The sequence below is a fragment of the Psychrobacter sp. AOP3-A1-26 genome (assembly GCF_052378235.1).
Lineage (GTDB): Bacteria > Pseudomonadota > Gammaproteobacteria > Pseudomonadales > Moraxellaceae > Psychrobacter.
Genome location: NZ_JBQSXN010000019.1, coordinates 1 through 16514 on the forward strand (window position 1 = coordinate 1; position 16514 = coordinate 16514).

The 16514-nt window shown below is 43.8% G+C and carries 11 protein-coding genes and 2 tRNA genes; 10 read left to right on the forward strand and 3 right to left on the reverse strand.

The window, feature by feature from the left end; genetic code table 11:
• On the forward strand, positions 1-1101 hold a 1101-nt coding region (locus ACT3TU_RS05140; protein WP_444752771.1), incomplete at its 5' end, for a M20 aminoacylase family protein.
• Between the two features lie 504 nt (positions 1102-1605).
• Here ACT3TU_RS05140 and ACT3TU_RS05145 read toward each other — a convergent pair.
• Positions 1606-1682, reverse strand: a tRNA-Asp gene (locus ACT3TU_RS05145).
• Between the two features lie 53 nt (positions 1683-1735).
• Positions 1736-1811 (reverse strand) — tRNA-Val (locus ACT3TU_RS05150).
• Between the two features lie 459 nt (positions 1812-2270).
• On the opposite strand from ACT3TU_RS05150, the gene ACT3TU_RS05155 reads away from it, so the two are divergent.
• The 7 genes from ACT3TU_RS05155 to ACT3TU_RS05185 all read left to right on the forward strand — a co-directional run bounded on the left by ACT3TU_RS05155 (position 2271) and on the right by ACT3TU_RS05185 (position 12839).
• On the forward strand, positions 2271-3911 hold the full coding sequence (locus ACT3TU_RS05155; RefSeq protein ID WP_192524102.1) for a cardiolipin synthase: 1641 nt from the start codon (positions 2271-2273) through the stop codon (positions 3909-3911).
• 104 nt (positions 3912-4015) lie between these two features.
• Positions 4016-5515, forward strand: coding sequence for a tetratricopeptide repeat protein (locus tag ACT3TU_RS05160; RefSeq protein WP_192524090.1), 1500 nt, complete (start codon positions 4016-4018; stop codon positions 5513-5515).
• Between the two features lie 124 nt (positions 5516-5639).
• The gene (locus ACT3TU_RS05165) at positions 5640-7253 is read left to right on the forward strand and encodes a 3-deoxy-D-manno-octulosonic acid transferase (RefSeq protein ID WP_192524091.1); all 1614 of its coding nucleotides are present in this window, start codon (positions 5640-5642) and stop codon (positions 7251-7253) included.
• A 32-nt stretch (positions 7254-7285) separates the two neighbouring features.
• A complete protein-coding gene (locus ACT3TU_RS05170; RefSeq protein ID WP_192524092.1) occupies positions 7286-8026 on the forward strand; it encodes a 16S rRNA (uracil(1498)-N(3))-methyltransferase in 741 nt (246 codons plus the stop codon).
• 370 nt (positions 8027-8396) lie between these two features.
• Entirely contained in the window at positions 8397-9533 is a 1137-nt protein-coding gene (locus ACT3TU_RS05175; protein WP_192524093.1) for an extracellular solute-binding protein, read from the forward strand.
• 114 nt (positions 9534-9647) lie between these two features.
• The gene (locus ACT3TU_RS05180) at positions 9648-11336 is read left to right on the forward strand and encodes an ABC transporter permease (RefSeq protein ID WP_192524094.1); all 1689 of its coding nucleotides are present in this window, start codon (positions 9648-9650) and stop codon (positions 11334-11336) included.
• Positions 11337-11597: 261 nt separating this feature from the next.
• On the forward strand, positions 11598-12839 hold the full coding sequence (locus ACT3TU_RS05185; protein ID WP_413038384.1) for an ABC transporter ATP-binding protein: 1242 nt from the start codon (positions 11598-11600) through the stop codon (positions 12837-12839).
• Positions 12840-12906: 67 nt separating this feature from the next.
• On the opposite strand, the gene ACT3TU_RS05190 is transcribed toward ACT3TU_RS05185, so the two are convergent.
• Positions 12907-13773: a methyltransferase domain-containing protein gene (locus tag ACT3TU_RS05190; RefSeq protein ID WP_192524096.1), complete on the reverse strand. Its 867-nt coding sequence runs from the start codon at positions 13771-13773 to the stop codon at positions 12907-12909.
• 500 nt (positions 13774-14273) lie between these two features.
• Here ACT3TU_RS05190 and ACT3TU_RS05195 point away from each other — a divergent pair, with 500 nt between their 5' ends.
• Together ACT3TU_RS05195 and ACT3TU_RS05200 are read left to right on the forward strand one after the other, a co-directional pair.
• A complete protein-coding gene (locus ACT3TU_RS05195; RefSeq protein WP_192529373.1) occupies positions 14274-15950 on the forward strand; it encodes an alpha/beta hydrolase family protein in 1677 nt (558 codons plus the stop codon).
• Positions 15951-16058: 108 nt separating this feature from the next.
• Positions 16059-16238: a hypothetical protein gene (locus ACT3TU_RS05200; RefSeq protein WP_192524098.1), complete on the forward strand. Its 180-nt coding sequence runs from the start codon at positions 16059-16061 to the stop codon at positions 16236-16238.
• Positions 16239-16514: the final 276 nt, after the last annotated feature.

The following is a 16514-nucleotide window of genomic DNA, read 5'->3' on the forward strand; positions in this document are numbered from 1 at the left end:
TATCCTGAACTGAGTACTAAAGAGTTCAAAACTTCAGAATTTGTCGCAAACAAGCTAGAGGCTTTTGGACTAGAAGTACATCGCGATATTGGCGGTACGGGCGTGGTTGGTATTTTAAAAAATGGCGCTAGTACACGCTCTGTTGGTTTACGTGCCGATATGGACGCGCTGCAAATACATGAGCAAAACACTTTTAGCCATGTTTCAAAGAATAATGGTGTTATGCATGCTTGTGGACATGATGGTCATACCGCCATGCTACTTGGTGCTGCTAAAGTATTGTCAGAGAATAAAAGCTTTGATGGTATCATATATTTTATTTTTCAGCCTGACGAAGAACGTGGTACAGGGGCAAAGGCGATGATTGCCGATGGACTATTTACTCGCTGGCAGATGGATGCAATCTATGGTATGCATAATATACCTGGTGTTCCAGCAGGACAGTTTATAACTCGACCAAACTCTTTGATGGCCAGTGAAAGCAGTTTCAAAATCGTCATCAATGCCACTGGTGGTCATGCTGCATTACCACATATGGGTACAGATCCGATCGTCGTTGGTGCACAAGTGGTGACTGCATTACAAACCATCGTCTCACGTAACTTAAGTGCTATAGATGAAACAGCTATCATTTCAGTGACCAACTTTGAGACCAATGGGACTGTGAACGTCATTCCTTCACAAGTAACTATCACTGGAGACACGCGTAGCTTTACCGATTCAGCATTGGGAAAAATTGAAAAAGCAATTGAACGTATTGTATCAGGTCAATGTATGTCGGCAGGAGTCGATTATGAGTATCACTTTGCTAGTACCTGCTTATCTACAATCAATGCTCCAGTTGAGACTACTCATGCAGTGAGCGCCGCTCAAAAAGTGGTTGGCGCTGATAACGTAAATGGTAACTGTGAACGATACACAATTAGTGAGGATTTCTCATTTATGTTACGTGAGATTGACGGCTGCTACATTTTGATTGGTAATGGCGAGGGTGAATGCGGTGGTACGGCATTGCATAATCCACTTTACGATTTTAACGACGACATCTTATCTATAGGTGTAGATTACTGGGTAACTTTGGTAAATGATCGGCTCAATTAATAGTAACCACGTTTTATGATTTTCGTTCAAGGAAGGGGTTATGACTTTAAGGTTGTAACCCTTGTTGGATTCCAATCTTAGTTTAAGGCTTTATGTAGTGCTGTTTTAAACGAAATTAATAATATCGCAATAGAAAAATGCGTAGAAAGGTTTCGATATTTTCTAAAGCTTAGTTTAAGATTGAGGTTGTAAGCTACTGAATTTGTCAGTAAACATAAATTATAGAGATCAGTTACCACAACCGACTTTTTACAATCTTGGTCACAAAATTGTCACCGTTTGGTCACTGAGTACTTGGTCACCGATTTTCAAAAGATAGAGCGTATGCGCGAAAATTTATAACTCATGCATTGTTAAAGAGTATACCGTTTCGTAAAGATCAACATAGGTGAAACACCCAACCCTTATAAATAAAGGCTTTAAGAGAAAATACAGACACAAAAAAACCTCAAACAATTTAATGCTTGAGGTTGAAACTTTTGTATTAAAACTAAGTTTTAAATATGGCGCAGCGGACGGGACTCGAACCCGCGACCCCCGGCGTGACAGGCCGGTATTCTAACCAACTGAACTACCGCTGCTTAGGTCGTCTTTAGCATTTCACCTCTATAAAAAGGCGCACTCGCTAAAAGAGTGGTGGGTGATGACGGATTCGAACCGCCGACATTCTGCGTGTAAGGCAGACGCTCTACCAACTGAGCTAATCACCCTGAGCGAGGATATACGAAGCAGTCCTTCGTCCGAGCGCAAGAGAATTTACATTTTCGTAAATTCTAAAAACTCAGCACCTACATGACATAGGTATTTATCCACAAGAGAAAATTCCTTAAAGGGAATTTTCTAAAAACTTTAAACCTAAATTAGGCTATCAAAGCTTCTTAAAAGTCATAACGTCTAAAGCTGTCACCCTTCAAACTAACTTTCAACAAAGTAGAACTTAACTAAGTCCCCTTGCTGTGGGTGTGTATTATATACATTTACACATGGCTGTCAAACAGTATTTTCATAATATGAGAAAATAATTATAAATACTTCTCAAACTCCTTTATCCATAGTAACTAGAGTCAGACTTTTATCAGTGTTGCTGTGAATATACTTATTGCTGTTACCTATTGTATGGTGGCTAAAAGCTACTATACTGAGCTAAGAATATTTGGTGGTACTGATTGTTGGAGGCGAACATAGAAGCTTTATCTACTACTGAGCAGCAAATGGCGGCATGGTCATGGACTGACTTTGCCGGGTTGGGTTTAATATTTCATATTATTCTGATGATTGTGCTGACCTTACGTATTGTTTCGGTGCAGCGAAACGTTGGCGTGGCAATTGCGTGGATAGCTATTTTGTTCACTTTACCTTTATTTGGGTTGATTGCTTATGTGTTGGTCGGTGAGCCGATGATTGGGCGCCGCTACCGTCAGCGCATGAATCAAGCACGGTTGCTGATGAATGAGATGGCACAGCGCGAGCGTTTGATTTTTGATAAAGGTCAGGAACTACTGCCTGAGCATTACCGCGGTGTGAGTCAGATAGGGACTCGCTGGACAGGGTTTGGGGTGTTTCCAGGCCACGACATGCAGCTATTGACGCACCCTAATATTATTTTTAAACGCTTGCTTGATGATATTGAAGCTGCTCAACGTACCATTTTGATGGAGTTTTATATTATCTATCCAAAAGGACAAGTCTTAGAGGTCATAGAAGCATTGATCGCAGCAGCACAGCGCGGCGTAGAATGTCATATTCTTATTGATAGTGTCGGTAGTTTTAGCTTTTTTAATAGTGCAGAACATAAGAAGTTAGAGCGTTCTGGCGTTTTCGTACATCAATCACTACCAGTAGGCTTGTTTAAGACTTTATTTAAGCGGTCTGATTTGCGTAATCATCGCAAAATGGTGGTCATTGATGAATACATTGGCTATATCGGCAGTTTTAACTTGGTTGACCCTAAGTTCTTTAAGCAAGATAAAGCGGTTGGTGAGTGGATTGACGTAGCGATACGCAGTGTCAGCGACAACGAGATCAGTATCACAACCGCGATGGCCAAAGTAGTGGTCACCGATATTGGCGCTGAAAATAGCGATAACTTGGATGCGCTGCATCAGCGAGTGAATAGCTATACGCGTAAATTGTATGTACGCCATCCAACGATTAATGACATCAATAGTCGAATAAAAGTATTGGATGAGGATGTAGAGGCTTTTGAGCCGCCTAGTACGGGTGCGATGTCGACTGTAATTCCGCAGATGCCCGTAGTGGAAGGAGTGATTGCACAGCTAATTCCTTCGGCACCGCAAGTGACCGCGCATGTGATTTATAATACTTTAGTGACTGTTTTACACCGTGCGAATAAGCGTATTCGTATCACGACCCCATATTTTGTACCTGATGAGGCGTTGTCTGGTGCGCTGGTAACCGCATCAAAACGTGGGGTTGATGTGACACTGATTATCCCAGAAAAGGTCGATTCCTTTTTAGTTCAGCATGCCTCGCAAGCCTATTATCAAGAGCTGCTAGAGGCTGGCGTGACTATTGCCTTATTTAAAGGCGGTCTGTTACATGCCAAAACGGTGGTCATTGACGATGATTATTGCTTATTTGGTACGGTTAATATTGACATGCGCAGCTTTTATTTGAATATGGAGGTCAGTTTAGCCATTTATACCCCAGAAATGGTGGCGCAGGTTGCGGAGTGTCAAGAGTCGTATTTACAGAGCTGTCGTTTCTTAACTTTAGAAGAATGGCAGCAACGACAAAAGACAGAGCGATTATTTGATAACGTGGTGCGCTTATTTAGTCCGTTATTGTAGCGCTTTAGATTTTAGGTTAAGGTAAACTACTCGAACGGTATTAGTTTTTTGATTTGCTCTGTAGCTCTATTAACGACTTATTTTTTGAAGGATAGATTTGCCTTATGTCTGCACCTCCCTTAACGCCCCTTGATTATGTTGCAGCAGGCTATTGGCAAGATTTCACAGCTGATCGTGCTATCGCAGGTGGCATTGCTTATGAAACTGAATTGCGCCATTGCCAATTGGATGAGTCGCTGACGAGCTTGCAGCGCATCGATATCTTATTAACGCAGATACGCCGTGATATGGTAAAGGCAGGCATATGGAATGAAGCAGCGCTATTAACAGATGAGCATTATCGCAATTTTATGGTGTTTTTGGCCTTTTATGCAGGACGAGTATTGGCACAGCAGTGGCAACATGTCCCGCATTGGTTTGGGCAGTTTGAGCTAGGGAAGCGTTATCCTGCATTGCCACTGACGGCGGATGATTTTTATCAGCATATGGCGGTCGTTTACCGCGGTATTACTGATAATGATACCAATATTGATACTGACGTTACCTCGCTGTTTTTTGCGTTAGAGCCGATAGGGTTGCGTCTATTTGGTCATATCGATCGGCAGTTTGAATCGGTACAAGGTGGTCAAGTGGCCAGCGGTTTGTATCAAGCCGTTATCTCAAGGTTACCAAATTCGAATAGTGACCAAGTGGCTACTACAGCTATGCCAGTCGCCGCAGTCACTCAAGAGGCGATAAGAGAGACTGATACAAATATTAGTGTAAGCACAAATACAAATGCTCATTTAAAAACAGCCAAAACGGATAATAACTACCAGCCATTAGAGAAAAATCTGCTTAATAAAGTATCAATAGATAGTGATTTATCCGAACAAAATAACCAAAATAAGCCTGAGCTATCTACAGTACAGACACCCTTAGAAAGTACTAAACCAGAAAGTGCGCCATCAGTAAAACCGATACCAAAGCCACCAGCTTCAGAACCTTTAGCAAAAACCTCGCCTACGCCAGAGATTTTCACACAATTGTTGCTAGAGTTGGATAACGTAGAAGTGGCGCAGACGTCTGGTCAAACTGAGTATCAGCAAGCCCGCAAAGTTTTAGATCAATTTGAGCAGTATATTGCCAAGCAAGCCAAGCCACGTGCGCAAACCTTATTTTCAGAGAGTCATTTGGCTGCAAAAAAGCAAGCATTATTAAAGTTACAACAGGCGGCTAATGTTGGTAATACCGCTGCTATGTTGCGTCTAGCGATGTACGAACTACTTGATGAGGGCCTTGCAGTTGATAAAAATTCTGCAACCGAATCGGGGGTTGAATGGGTCAAGCAAGCGGCGAGCAAAAACGACAGCCGCGCCCAGCGTCTGCTAAGTAAGATGTATTACCAAGGGGTAGGCGTGACGCAAGAGATAGCCAATGGCCAGTACTGGCTAGAGCAAGCGGCAGAAAATGGTCACGCGGAAGCAGCTAGCGTCGTGAGGCAGTGGCAGCAAGCGCAGGCATTGATGACGACTCAAAAACAAGAGCAGCATAGCATCAAGCGTTATCAGTTATTATTCGTTGCAATAGTAGTGGTGGCGGTGTTGATATTTATTATCGTCTAAAGTATTTTATGTATGACAGATACGCGGTAAAAGCGTATTGTTGAGTGCCAAATTAAGGTAGAATTGGCGCGTTTTTTACCACCACTCTCCTATTATCTGATTCATTACTAATCTGGGCTGATTCATGCCATCTTCTCATACACCATCTGATAGTTATTCAAAAGCAACGGACCCAGCATCGTTGCCAAGCCATGCTGTTTATCATTCGCCTTTTTATTATCAGTTTGCCATAAGCTTACTTAAGCCGTTATATCGATTGCAAGTATGGCGGCGCTCACATAAACGCGCCAACTATCAACAGGAAGTTGCGCAGCGTTTTGGTAAGAGCTATCCACCATGTCCAACGCTTGATAGTAATTATGTGGAGCAGGCTAATGTTAAGTCTACGGCTAGTCCTGAGGGCAATGCGAAGGCTAACAAGGGCATTATTTGGTGTCATGCGGTGTCATTGGGTGAGACCAATACGGTCGCGCCGCTGTTGGATAAATTATTGGCTGATGGCTATAAAATATGGCTCACCAATACCACACAGACGGGTTTTGCTCGCGGTGCCAGTCGTTTCGCTGATGCGATTGCACAAGGTCAGATGAGTCACAGTTATGTACCTGTCGATAGCCCCGCGGTGATAGAGAGGTTTTTAGCGCATGTACAGCCTATTGCCGCTTTGTTTGTAGAAACAGAGCTATGGGCCAACATCTTGACCAAGTTATCTGAGCATCGTATTCCCAGTATCTTGGTCAATGGTCGGCTGTCTGCGTCTTCCTTTAAGAGTTATCAAAAAATTGCTGCCGTCAGCGCCAGTATGATGAAAAACTTGAGTTTAATTATTGCGCAGGACAATGAGTCTGCTAAACGCTTTCGACAATTGGGTGCGAATAGCGCAAAAATACGCGTGGCAGGTTCGCTAAAATGGGTGATTAATACCCCTAAGCTTACCGATAAAGAAACTGTTATTGAAAACAATAATGATAGCCAGTCTACTGCTATGCAAAAGCACAATAGCGGTATGGTCAGAAACCTAGGAATAGAGGGTCGACCGATTTGGGTGGCAGCCAGCACGCACAGCGGCGAAGAAGAAATAGCGCTGTCATTACAGCAGCAACTACTGTCTCATTCAGCGCTCGCTGACACGCTGCTGATTATCGTACCGAGACATCCTGAACGTTTTGATGAAGTCGCCGCACTTATTCAAGACACAGCGTTAAAAATGGCACGGCGTAGTGCAGAAGAGTCGATTGCTGCCGCCACACAAGTCTATTTGGCGGATAGTATGGGTGAGCTGATGACTTGGTATAAGCTTGCAGATGTGGCGCTAGTCGGTGGCTCGTTAGTCGATATTGGTGGCCATAATCCCGTTGAGCCGGCAAGTGTGGCAACGCCTGTCATAATGGGGCTTCATACGCAGTCTTGTCAAAGCGTGGTCGATAAACTGTCTGAGGTCGGTGCGTTATATCAGCCGCATAATGACAGTTATAAATCAACGGAAGAGTATCAATCGACCAAAGCAGCTCAACCGACTGAAAAAAGCCTTGATGCAAAAGTAAAAATGGACGATACCGCGCTTATTTATCAGCAGCTAATGTCTTGGCTAAGTCATCTTGAATGGGCGAAAAAAGCAGGGCAAGCGGGCGCGCAGATGACAATACAACAGCAAGCTGTATTGACTCGTCAATTTACCATGATTGAAGATGTCATTGAGCAATACTCGAACCAAGCTTTAAATGAAGATTTCGACTAAGATTTCAATGAACATTAAAACCAAGAGCTGCTATGAACTGTCTATTATTGCCCACTAAAAACTTCTCGGCAGATACCGCGTATATTGATGAGTTATCACAAATCAATCATGTCAATAAAGTACTTAAGGCAACGGTCGGTGATACGCTGAAAATCGGTCAGCTGGGTGGTGATTTAGGTACTGCGATTATAGATGGTGTCACCCATGAGCGAATTCAGTTGTGCGATGTCCAGCTCACAATTGCCCCGCCGCCCAAATTGGATTTAACCGTAATATTAGCACTACCGCGTCCTAAAGTACTACGACGCTTGATAATGGATATGACTGCACTTGGTGTGCGCGATATCATCCTGATCAATAGTTACCGTACGCAAAAAAGCTATTGGCAAAGCCCGATGCTGGCGCGCCTTGACGAATTCGTATTAGAAGGGCTGCAACAAGGTGTCGATACGCTCGCGCCTAATATTACGTTAGCAAAACGCTTTAAGCCTTTTGTTGAAGACGAGCTTGCTAGTCTGATAACCAATCGCGCTATCGTGGCGCACCCATATAGTGAGCAGTCATTTACACAGTATTTACAACAACAGGACTATTTACAACAACTGGATTTATTAGCGCTGCCCAGTCTGGTTTGTATCGGTGCTGAAGGCGGCTGGATTGATTACGAGATAGAGCTGCTCGCCGCACAAGGGTGTGAGTCCGTGCATATAGGCCCGCGTATCTTGCGAACAGAAGCGGCGGTGAACGTCCTCTTAGGTCAATGGCTATTGTAAAATGGCTACTATAATCGATTCACTATAATAACAAACACCGTACTACTGGGATAAGTTTTGCGCTGTCTTTATTAGTGCCGTGGCCGAAGAATCAAACACGCCCTATATAATAACCTGTCAAATAAGTAGCAAGTTTGTTATAGATATTTTGGCTGATAGGGTCAAGAATATTTTTCTTAAAAAGGTATCGTTAAGCCAAACAATACGTACATTTCAGAGTGAAATAAATGTATTGATAATTAATCTCATTTCCACTAGTATGTTGGTTTCGGGTATTATGATGTTATTCATCCCAATAACAAGCGATTTTTAATAACATCTTATCTTACGATTCGTTGCACTTTTTTGTAGCATCACTATGGGGAAAACCATGTCATTGAACGCTATTAGCACCACACTAACTGCTTCTAAACTTACCTTGCCTGTTGCCGTATTTGGCATGATGTTGGGGCTGGCTGGTTGTAGTAACTCATCTACCACTGAAGACAGTGCAGAGGTAGAAACTTCAGCAGCTGGTACTGAGCAACCAGTAGCCAATGATGGTGCCGCTAATAATAATGTAAATGCCGATGATCAAACGGTTACTATTTATTCTTCACGGAACGAGCAGCTCATCAAGCCATTGTTGGATCGCTATACCGAGCAGACAGGCGTCAAGATTGACTTAGTCACGGACAAAACAGGCCCGCTGATGGCGCGTCTGCAAGCCGAAGGTCAAAATACCCCAGCTGATATGCTGTTGACAGTTGATGCGGGCAACTTATGGCAAGCCGCTGAGCAAGGGTTACTGCAACCTGTTGCTTCTACGGTATTAGAATCTAACGTTCCTGCAAAGTATCGTGATCCAAAAGGTCAGTGGACTGGTCTGTCATTGCGTGCACGTACTATCTTTTATGACCCAAGCAAGGTTAGCGCCGACCAATTATCCACTTATGCAGACTTGGCCGATCCAAAATGGAAGGGCAAGCTATGTTTACGTACCTCTAAAAAAGTATATAACCAGTCGCTTGTGGCCAGTATGATGGAGCACTTGGGCGAAGAAAAAACCGAAGAGGTCATCCGTGGTTGGGTTGATAACCTAGCCACTGACGTATTCAGTGATGACACCAGTATGTTAGAAGCCATTGCCGCTGGGCAATGTGAAGTGGGTGTAGCCAACAGTTACTATTATGGTCGCCTGCTCGACGAAAAGCCTAACTTCCCAGTGAAGATATTTTGGGCCAACCAAGGTACGACTGGTACGCACGTAAATATTTCGGGTGCGGGTGTGGTAGCAGATTCGGACAATCCAGATGGCGCACTTAAATTGATGGAATGGTTGTCTTCTGATGAAGCACAAGGTTTATATGCCAGTGCTGACAAAGAATTCCCTGTCAAAGAAGGTATCGATGAGTCAGAGTTACTCAGATCATGGGGTGAATTCAAAAAAGACGATATCAATGTACAGAAATTTGGCGAGCTACAAACCCAAGCGATTCAAATGATGGACAAAGCTGGTTATAAATAGAGCACTGCCAATCATACCATTCTCAAAATAATAGTGACACTTAGAACCAGTCGTATTTTTTGAGTTTGGTATCACCTCGTAAGGTCTCTATGCGTACGACACGGTAATAATGATATGATCACAACGCCAGATGCGTCTGTTAGTCAAAATGACCCAGACAATAATAATGTTAATGGCAGTGTCATTGACAATCAGACTGTCAGTCAAGATCATACCGTCCGCAAGCGTATTATCTCAAAATCAGTCTTAGGGCTGATTTCGTTGTTTATGCTGGTGCCGATTTTGGTTGTACTGCTATCGTGGACACAGCCAGTCGCTGATATCTGGACGCATATGAAAGATTATGTGCTACCACAAGTGCTCAAAAATACCGCTATTTTATTGTTGATGGTAACGGTTATTTCTGGCACGGTCGGTACCACACTTGCTTGGGTGACCAGCATGTACCGCTTCCCTGGACAGCGGTTTTTTTCGTGGGCGCTGATGTTACCGCTCGCGATACCTGCCTATGTATTGGCATTTGTCACCATCGGTATCGTCGATTTTAGTGGGCCACTGCAGACGGGTTTGCGCGACTTAGGTATCAGTACCGCGATTCCGTCAGTACGCAATGTCTGGGGAGCAGGTTTGGTATTGTCGCTGGCCTTTTATCCTTATGTCTATTTGCTAGCGCGTCAAGCGTTCTTATCGCAAGGCAGGCGGGCGATTGAAGCGGGTCAGATGCTGGGCTTAAGTCGCAGCCGGGTGTTTTTTCGACTGGCATTACCACAAGCACTGCCGTGGATAATTGGCGGGCTATTGCTGGCCAGCATGGAAACATTAGCAGATTTTGGTGCTGTGTCAGTCTTTAATGTCGATACTTTTACCACGGCTATTTATAAGGCATGGTTTGGCTTTTTTAGCTTGACCACCGCAGCACAACTGGCGGCTTTGTTAATCGGTGTGGTGTTTATCGTCGTCTTGTTTGAGCAGTATTGGCAAGCAAAGCGCGGTAATTCGGTCACCCAAGGCAGCAGTCAGCGTTTTGACGCCAGCAAGCCTGCCAAACTGGCGATGACATTGCTGTGTGCATTAGTCTTTGCAGTTGCTTTTTTAATTCCATTTTTACAGCTAGTCTATTGGACGGCGTTGAACTTTCGACAAGATTTTGATGCACGTTATATCGATTTTGTGACCAACAGCCTTATGATTGCTAGTATGACCACGTTTTTTATTGCCTTTTTGGCGATTATTATTGCGTGGATTAAGCGGCAGTATCCTGATAAGTTGACTAAGCTGATGACCACCCTGGCCAATTTAGGTTATGTCGTGCCAGGGACAGTATTAGCAGTGGGGATATTTATTCCCATCGCTTGGCTCGACAACCAAATGATTGCTTTTGGTATCACCTCGAAACAGGTGTTGTCTGGTAGCGTCATTGTGATGTTATTGGCATTATCGACGCGCTTTATGACCGTGAGTTTTCAGCCAGTTGATCGCCAGCTACAGCGCCTGACGGTCAATCAAGAAGCGGCAGCTAAATTGCTGAGCGACAGCCCTTATCAGCGTTGGCGACAGGTCATGTTGCCGGTGCTCAGCCCTGGTGTATTGACCGCATTATTGATGGGGTTCGTTGAAGTGATGAAAGAGATGCCCATCACGTTAATGACGAGGCGGCAAGGTTGGGATACGCTAGCGGTGCGAGTGTTTGAGATGACCAGTGAAGGCATGTGGGGGCGAGCGGCGTTGCCAAGCTTATTAATTGTGCTGGTTGGTCTGCTGCCTGTGTGGATATTATTGCGTCAAAGCGATAAGCAAGGTTAAGGTGCTTTGATTAGGGCGTGTTAAGCATTTACAAATAAGGCACTGCTGGTAGTTCAATGGTTCGATGATATTTTTCTATTGTTGTTTTTAGCATTTTATCGATGGGTTTTATTCACTAATAGCTAACTGGTACCGTCTATGTACACTGATTTGATTGACGACTCAAGACATCCGGCAGATCCTAAGTCTATAAAGACTCAAGGCACGGCGCGCCACAATAGTCTCAAAAAACCACCCATAGCAGTTTTGACCAAGGCGCAAATGTCTCAAGCCCTAGCTGATAAAGACCAGCACCAAAACACCCTCAATCCAAACCGTTCCTCTCATCAATACAATGAGGCAAGTATCGCGGCTCAGCCTTATTTTGATGTGCAAGATTTAATCGTTGGTTATGACAATACTATTGTCGTAAATGGCTTATCGTTAGTGCTACAACAAGGCGAGATTGGTTGCTTTTTGGGTTATAGCGGTTGCGGAAAGACCACCGCCCTAAGGGCAATTGCAGGACTAGAACCAAGCCGTGACGGTGCGATTCGCTTAAATAATCAGTGCCTAACTGACAAGACCGCTCGCCACTCATTTGCAGTGGCGCCCGCCAAACGTGGCATGGGCATGGTATTTCAAGACTATGCACTTTTTGGACATTTAAGCGTGGCAAAGAACATCGCTTTTGGTCTGAATAAATGGTCTGGCGCTGATAAAAAAGCCCGTGTGACTGAGATGCTAGCACTTGTTGAGCTGTCTGAACATGCCGATAAACGTCCAAATGAGCTCTCAGGTGGACAGCAACAGCGAGTGGCTTTGGCCCGTGCACTGGCACCAAAGCCCAAACTACTGTTACTCGATGAGCCGTTTTCTAATTTGGATGTCGTGCTGCGTGAATCATTGGCGATGAGCGTCCGTGATATTCTTAAACGCACCAATACCACCGCAATATTAGTCACTCATGATCAGAATGAAGCGTTTGCTCTAGCGGATAAAGTGGGGGTGATGCATAAAGGCAAACTGGTACAGTGGGCAACCCCAAGCGAGCTATATCACGAACCTGTCAGTCCCTTTGTCGCTGAGTTTGTGGGCGAGGGCGCGATGATAGATGGCATCATCAAAGAAGGTCATGTCGAGACGGCATTGGGTGATATTTATCGTCGCATGGAAGTCTATGACGAATCAGGACAGCCACAGTATTGTGAATATGACTATCCCAATGGTACACCGATTAAGGTCTTGGTACGCCCTGACGATATCATTCATGACGATGAAAGCACGCAAACAGCATTGGTTGTCGGGCGTGTCTTTCGCGGTGCCAACTACTTATATCGCTTGCAGCTCGACGATGGGCAGACGGTCTTATCCTTAGTTGCCAGCCACCATAACCATGAGATTGGCTCGCACATTGGTATCTTGCCGATACTAGAGCATGTCGTGGTATTTGACGAAAAAGACATCAATGCAACGACTTGGTCAGAGTATAATAGACCAGAGAGAGTCGAGGAAATAAAATAGCTAAAGACAGTCGTTGCGCTTTCTGGTCGATCCACTTTTAAAAGAGTATGGCACTGCTGAAGTTAACTTATCGAGTCGCCAGTATATGCAAGTAACGTCCCAGCCATTTATACGGCTCCAATTGCGAGTAACGCAGCTCCATGCGTATCACCGCATCAGGATCGTTATGACCGCCCCGTTTAAGTGGTGAGTAATCATGAAAAACGCGCAGACCGCTGGTGCGCACCACTTGATAATGATGGGTTGCCAACCACGATTCGACTTCTTCTTTGGCAACCGGATGATTGGGCGTCAGGCTTTTTTTGTTATCAGCCTTATATTGCGTATTATCGAGCAGGTTAAAGTTACCCATGATGAGGTTGCGATAATCAAAGCTTGCTGGGTTATAAAAGCATAACGACAGCGTTCCGTTATCGGTTAGTTGCTGATCAAAAAACTCCATCACTGCTGCAGGCTCTGCCAACCATTCGAGCAGCGCATGGCACATGATTAAATCAAACTTGTCATTATCTTCTGCATTTAGCTTTTCTTGTAGCTCTTGATAAGGGCAAACATACCACGTTATATCAATTTCTTTCTCAACTTTGGCGGCACTTACTTGTGCTTTTTCTAACATATTGGCTGAGATATCATTAACGACTACTATATGTCCTTGAGCAGCAAGCTCAATGGCTATCTGTGCCAGTCCTGCACCCACATCTAAAATACGTAGTGGTCGAGCCAACTGCTTACTCATTTTCTCCGTATATTCAAAAATATCACGGCGCAATACTGCCAGTCGAATGTCTCCTTTTAAACCACCGTAAACCTTTTTTTCAAAGTGGTCGGCGATCGTATCAAAGCTACGGTCTGTACGCGTATTTTCTGATGGTTTTTCTACCAATTTATCTTCTTGATTCTCATCGTTCTTGCTGTTTTTAATATCGTTTTGCATAAAAGTTTACATCGTCTTAAAAATAATGGGAGGGGTGTGCATTTATTTACGTATAGTCAAAATACCCTAAAACGCTACAGTAGGTGATGCATCGATATTATTTATCACTGACTATAACGCTGCATTGTTTAACCTATAGTTAAAATACTTTAAAAACACTACGATACTGCGGGTATGGTTTTTTTGCAGCCTCTGTCTGCGTAGGCACAGCAAGCAAGAAAAAACGGTACCTGCAGTACGTGATGTAGCGATATTACTTTTCACTGACTATAAGCTATTAAATAATATGTCTATTAGGTCAGTATGGTTATGAGAGAAATGCTTCTTTTAACCTGATGGGAGCCAACAGTTGCACGTTTTTCAGTAGCTTTTTAACATATTTTACGGTATAAGTAGTAAGGTTTAAGAAACAATTTATACTAAAATAAATTTATCTATTACCAAAAAATTTAGCAAATTTCTGACTTATTTCTGACTTATTACTGCTAAGGATAGCATCTATGCCTCTCTCCAAACCTGACCGCGCTACCGCTACTCATCGTTCAATATCTATGAGTGCCAACAAGAAACCTTTGATGTCACGTTGCCTATTATCAATGGCCATCGCCAGCAGTTTGCTGCTCGTTGCTTGTGGTGATGATAACGACTTTAATGTCGTTGAATCTGTCACGCCGCAAGCCACATCTGAGTTTGTCAAAACCTTTAGCTCCAGCCAAGTAGACAGCAGTTTCGGTCTTGGCGGCACGGCAACACCTGCTGCTAAGTGTGGCGTAATCATAGAAAAAGTCACCTATGATACCAAAGGTGCTGCAGACGAAGATACCAATGCCACGGCGGCGTTGATGCTACCGACTGGCGATGCTGATGAATGTCAGGGAGATCGTCCGGTGCTATTATATGCTCATGGTACGACGACCGACAAGTCTTATGACTTTGCACAAGTGGGTAATATTAACAACCCTGCTGTAGAAGAGGCGAATCTAATTGCCGCAAATTTCGCGGCACAAGGCTACATCGTCGTCGCACCGAACTACGCTGGTTACGATGACTCAGATCTCGATTATCATCCTTATCTGGTTGCACAGCAGCAGTCGACCGACATGGTTGACGCTTTAGATAGTGCGCGCTCAATTATTGAACGAAAGAAAGGCGCAAATGATACTGTTTACGTCGATATTGATGATTCGGGTAAGCTGTTTATCGCAGGTTACTCGCAGGGCGGTCATGTGACTATGGCAACCGCTAGATTGCTCGAGTCACAAAACAAAACAATCACTGCTATTGCGCCTTTATCAGGACCTTATGCGCTAGCGGCATTTGGTGATGAAATATTTAGAGGCAACGTCAATATCGGAGCGTCACGGTTTGCGCCATTACTTGGCATTGGTTTACAAGCAAAATACGGCGATATTTATGGTAAGAAATCAGATATATTCTTGGATAAATATGCCGATGCTCAACTGCCAAATGAATTACCGTTTGGTGAGCTAGTCGCTACGGGCAAACTGCCTAATAATGCGCTGTTCCAAAACAATCCTACTAATCCTGCTCTTGCTGGCTTGGAGAAAGGTTTACTGTTTTCAATACTAGGCGGCTATGACGATGATAACTACCTGATTAAATCAGACTTTCGCGCGGCGTTTGTGGCTGATACCACCAAAAACCCTGATGGATTATGGGCAGAAAACGGCAACGGACTGCCAGCAGCAAATCCTGAAAATAACCTACGTAAGGCGCTAAAGGATAATGACTTACGCGGCTATGTACCAACCATGCCGACGCTTATTTGTGGTGGTAATCAGGATCCAACGGTTTATTTTGATACCAATACAGGCTCTATGGTAGAGATATTGCAGGCTGCCAGTGCTAAGAGCTCAGCGGCTAAGCTCAATATTACGGTATTGGATGTCGATAAAGACAACGCCGACGCGCGCCCAGATCAATCGACCTTTACAATGATTGGTCAGGCATCAATGAACAAATGGAATGCCACTGATGTTGTGAGCAGTGTACAAACAAACTTTAGTAATAGCGTTGAAAAGGTTAAAGCGGATGCAACTGCACAAGGTGACAACCCTCTGCTAGCGTTTTATAGTAGCTATCATGGCGGATTAGTCAGCCCAGCGTGTACCCAAGCCACGCGTGAATTCTTTAATCAAGAGTTTAAGCCAGTTTAAAATGCTTTACAGGTAATCGTATAAATACTCATACTATCGATTCAAACTGTGTCCACTGGATGCAGTTTTTTATTGTCCACCTCTTATGAACTTATTAAGGCTGAGAATATGAAATCAATGATGTTATCACTATGTGCCTTTATCTTTGTTTTAGCACCTATTAGCCCAGCACAAGCAAAAAATACCCCTTGCTCGGGCAAAATGGGCGGGGTATCGCATTGCTCAAAAGAAGGTAAGTTTGTGTGTAAAAACGGCAAGATTAGCCAGTCTAAAAAGATATGTCGTTAAGCCAAGTAAAATCTTGATAAAGGGTCTAAAAAATGCCCGCTAATGACCTGATTCGCTTAGTTTTAATGATGTGCAAATGCCCCTAAATCAGCAAATTTGTGCTAAAATAGCTTCTTTTATTAAACGTTACTTTTAACAAAAACCGTATCATCATTTTCCTATTGTTTTGCACGTTTAGCAGTGCTTTTTAGGGTTTATATTTTGGTAGTAGCTGCGCATTGATGCAGCTATATTTTTGTATAACCCATAAGTATTTTGAGCAAACGTCTCAACATT

What these genes read in the sequence shown, in the direction of transcription:
- ACT3TU_RS05200 (WP_192524098.1), top strand. Translation starts at nt 16,059, where the DNA reads ATGAAATCAATGATGTTATCACTATGTGCCTTTATCTTTGTTTTAGCA.
- ACT3TU_RS05175 (WP_192524093.1), top strand. Translation starts at nt 8,397, where the DNA reads ATGTCATTGAACGCTATTAGCACCACACTAACTGCTTCTAAACTTACC.
- ACT3TU_RS05160 (WP_192524090.1), top strand. Translation starts at nt 4,016, where the DNA reads ATGTCTGCACCTCCCTTAACGCCCCTTGATTATGTTGCAGCAGGCTAT.
- ACT3TU_RS05185 (WP_413038384.1), top strand. Translation starts at nt 11,598, where the DNA reads ATGTCTCAAGCCCTAGCTGATAAAGACCAGCACCAAAACACCCTCAAT.
- ACT3TU_RS05180 (WP_192524094.1), top strand. Translation starts at nt 9,648, where the DNA reads ATGATCACAACGCCAGATGCGTCTGTTAGTCAAAATGACCCAGACAAT.
- ACT3TU_RS05165 (WP_192524091.1), top strand. Translation starts at nt 5,640, where the DNA reads ATGCCATCTTCTCATACACCATCTGATAGTTATTCAAAAGCAACGGAC.
- ACT3TU_RS05190 (WP_192524096.1), bottom strand. Translation starts at nt 13,773, where the DNA reads ATGCAAAACGATATTAAAAACAGCAAGAACGATGAGAATCAAGAAGAT.
- ACT3TU_RS05170 (WP_192524092.1), top strand. Translation starts at nt 7,286, where the DNA reads ATGAACTGTCTATTATTGCCCACTAAAAACTTCTCGGCAGATACCGCG.
- ACT3TU_RS05195 (WP_192529373.1), top strand. Translation starts at nt 14,274, where the DNA reads ATGCCTCTCTCCAAACCTGACCGCGCTACCGCTACTCATCGTTCAATA.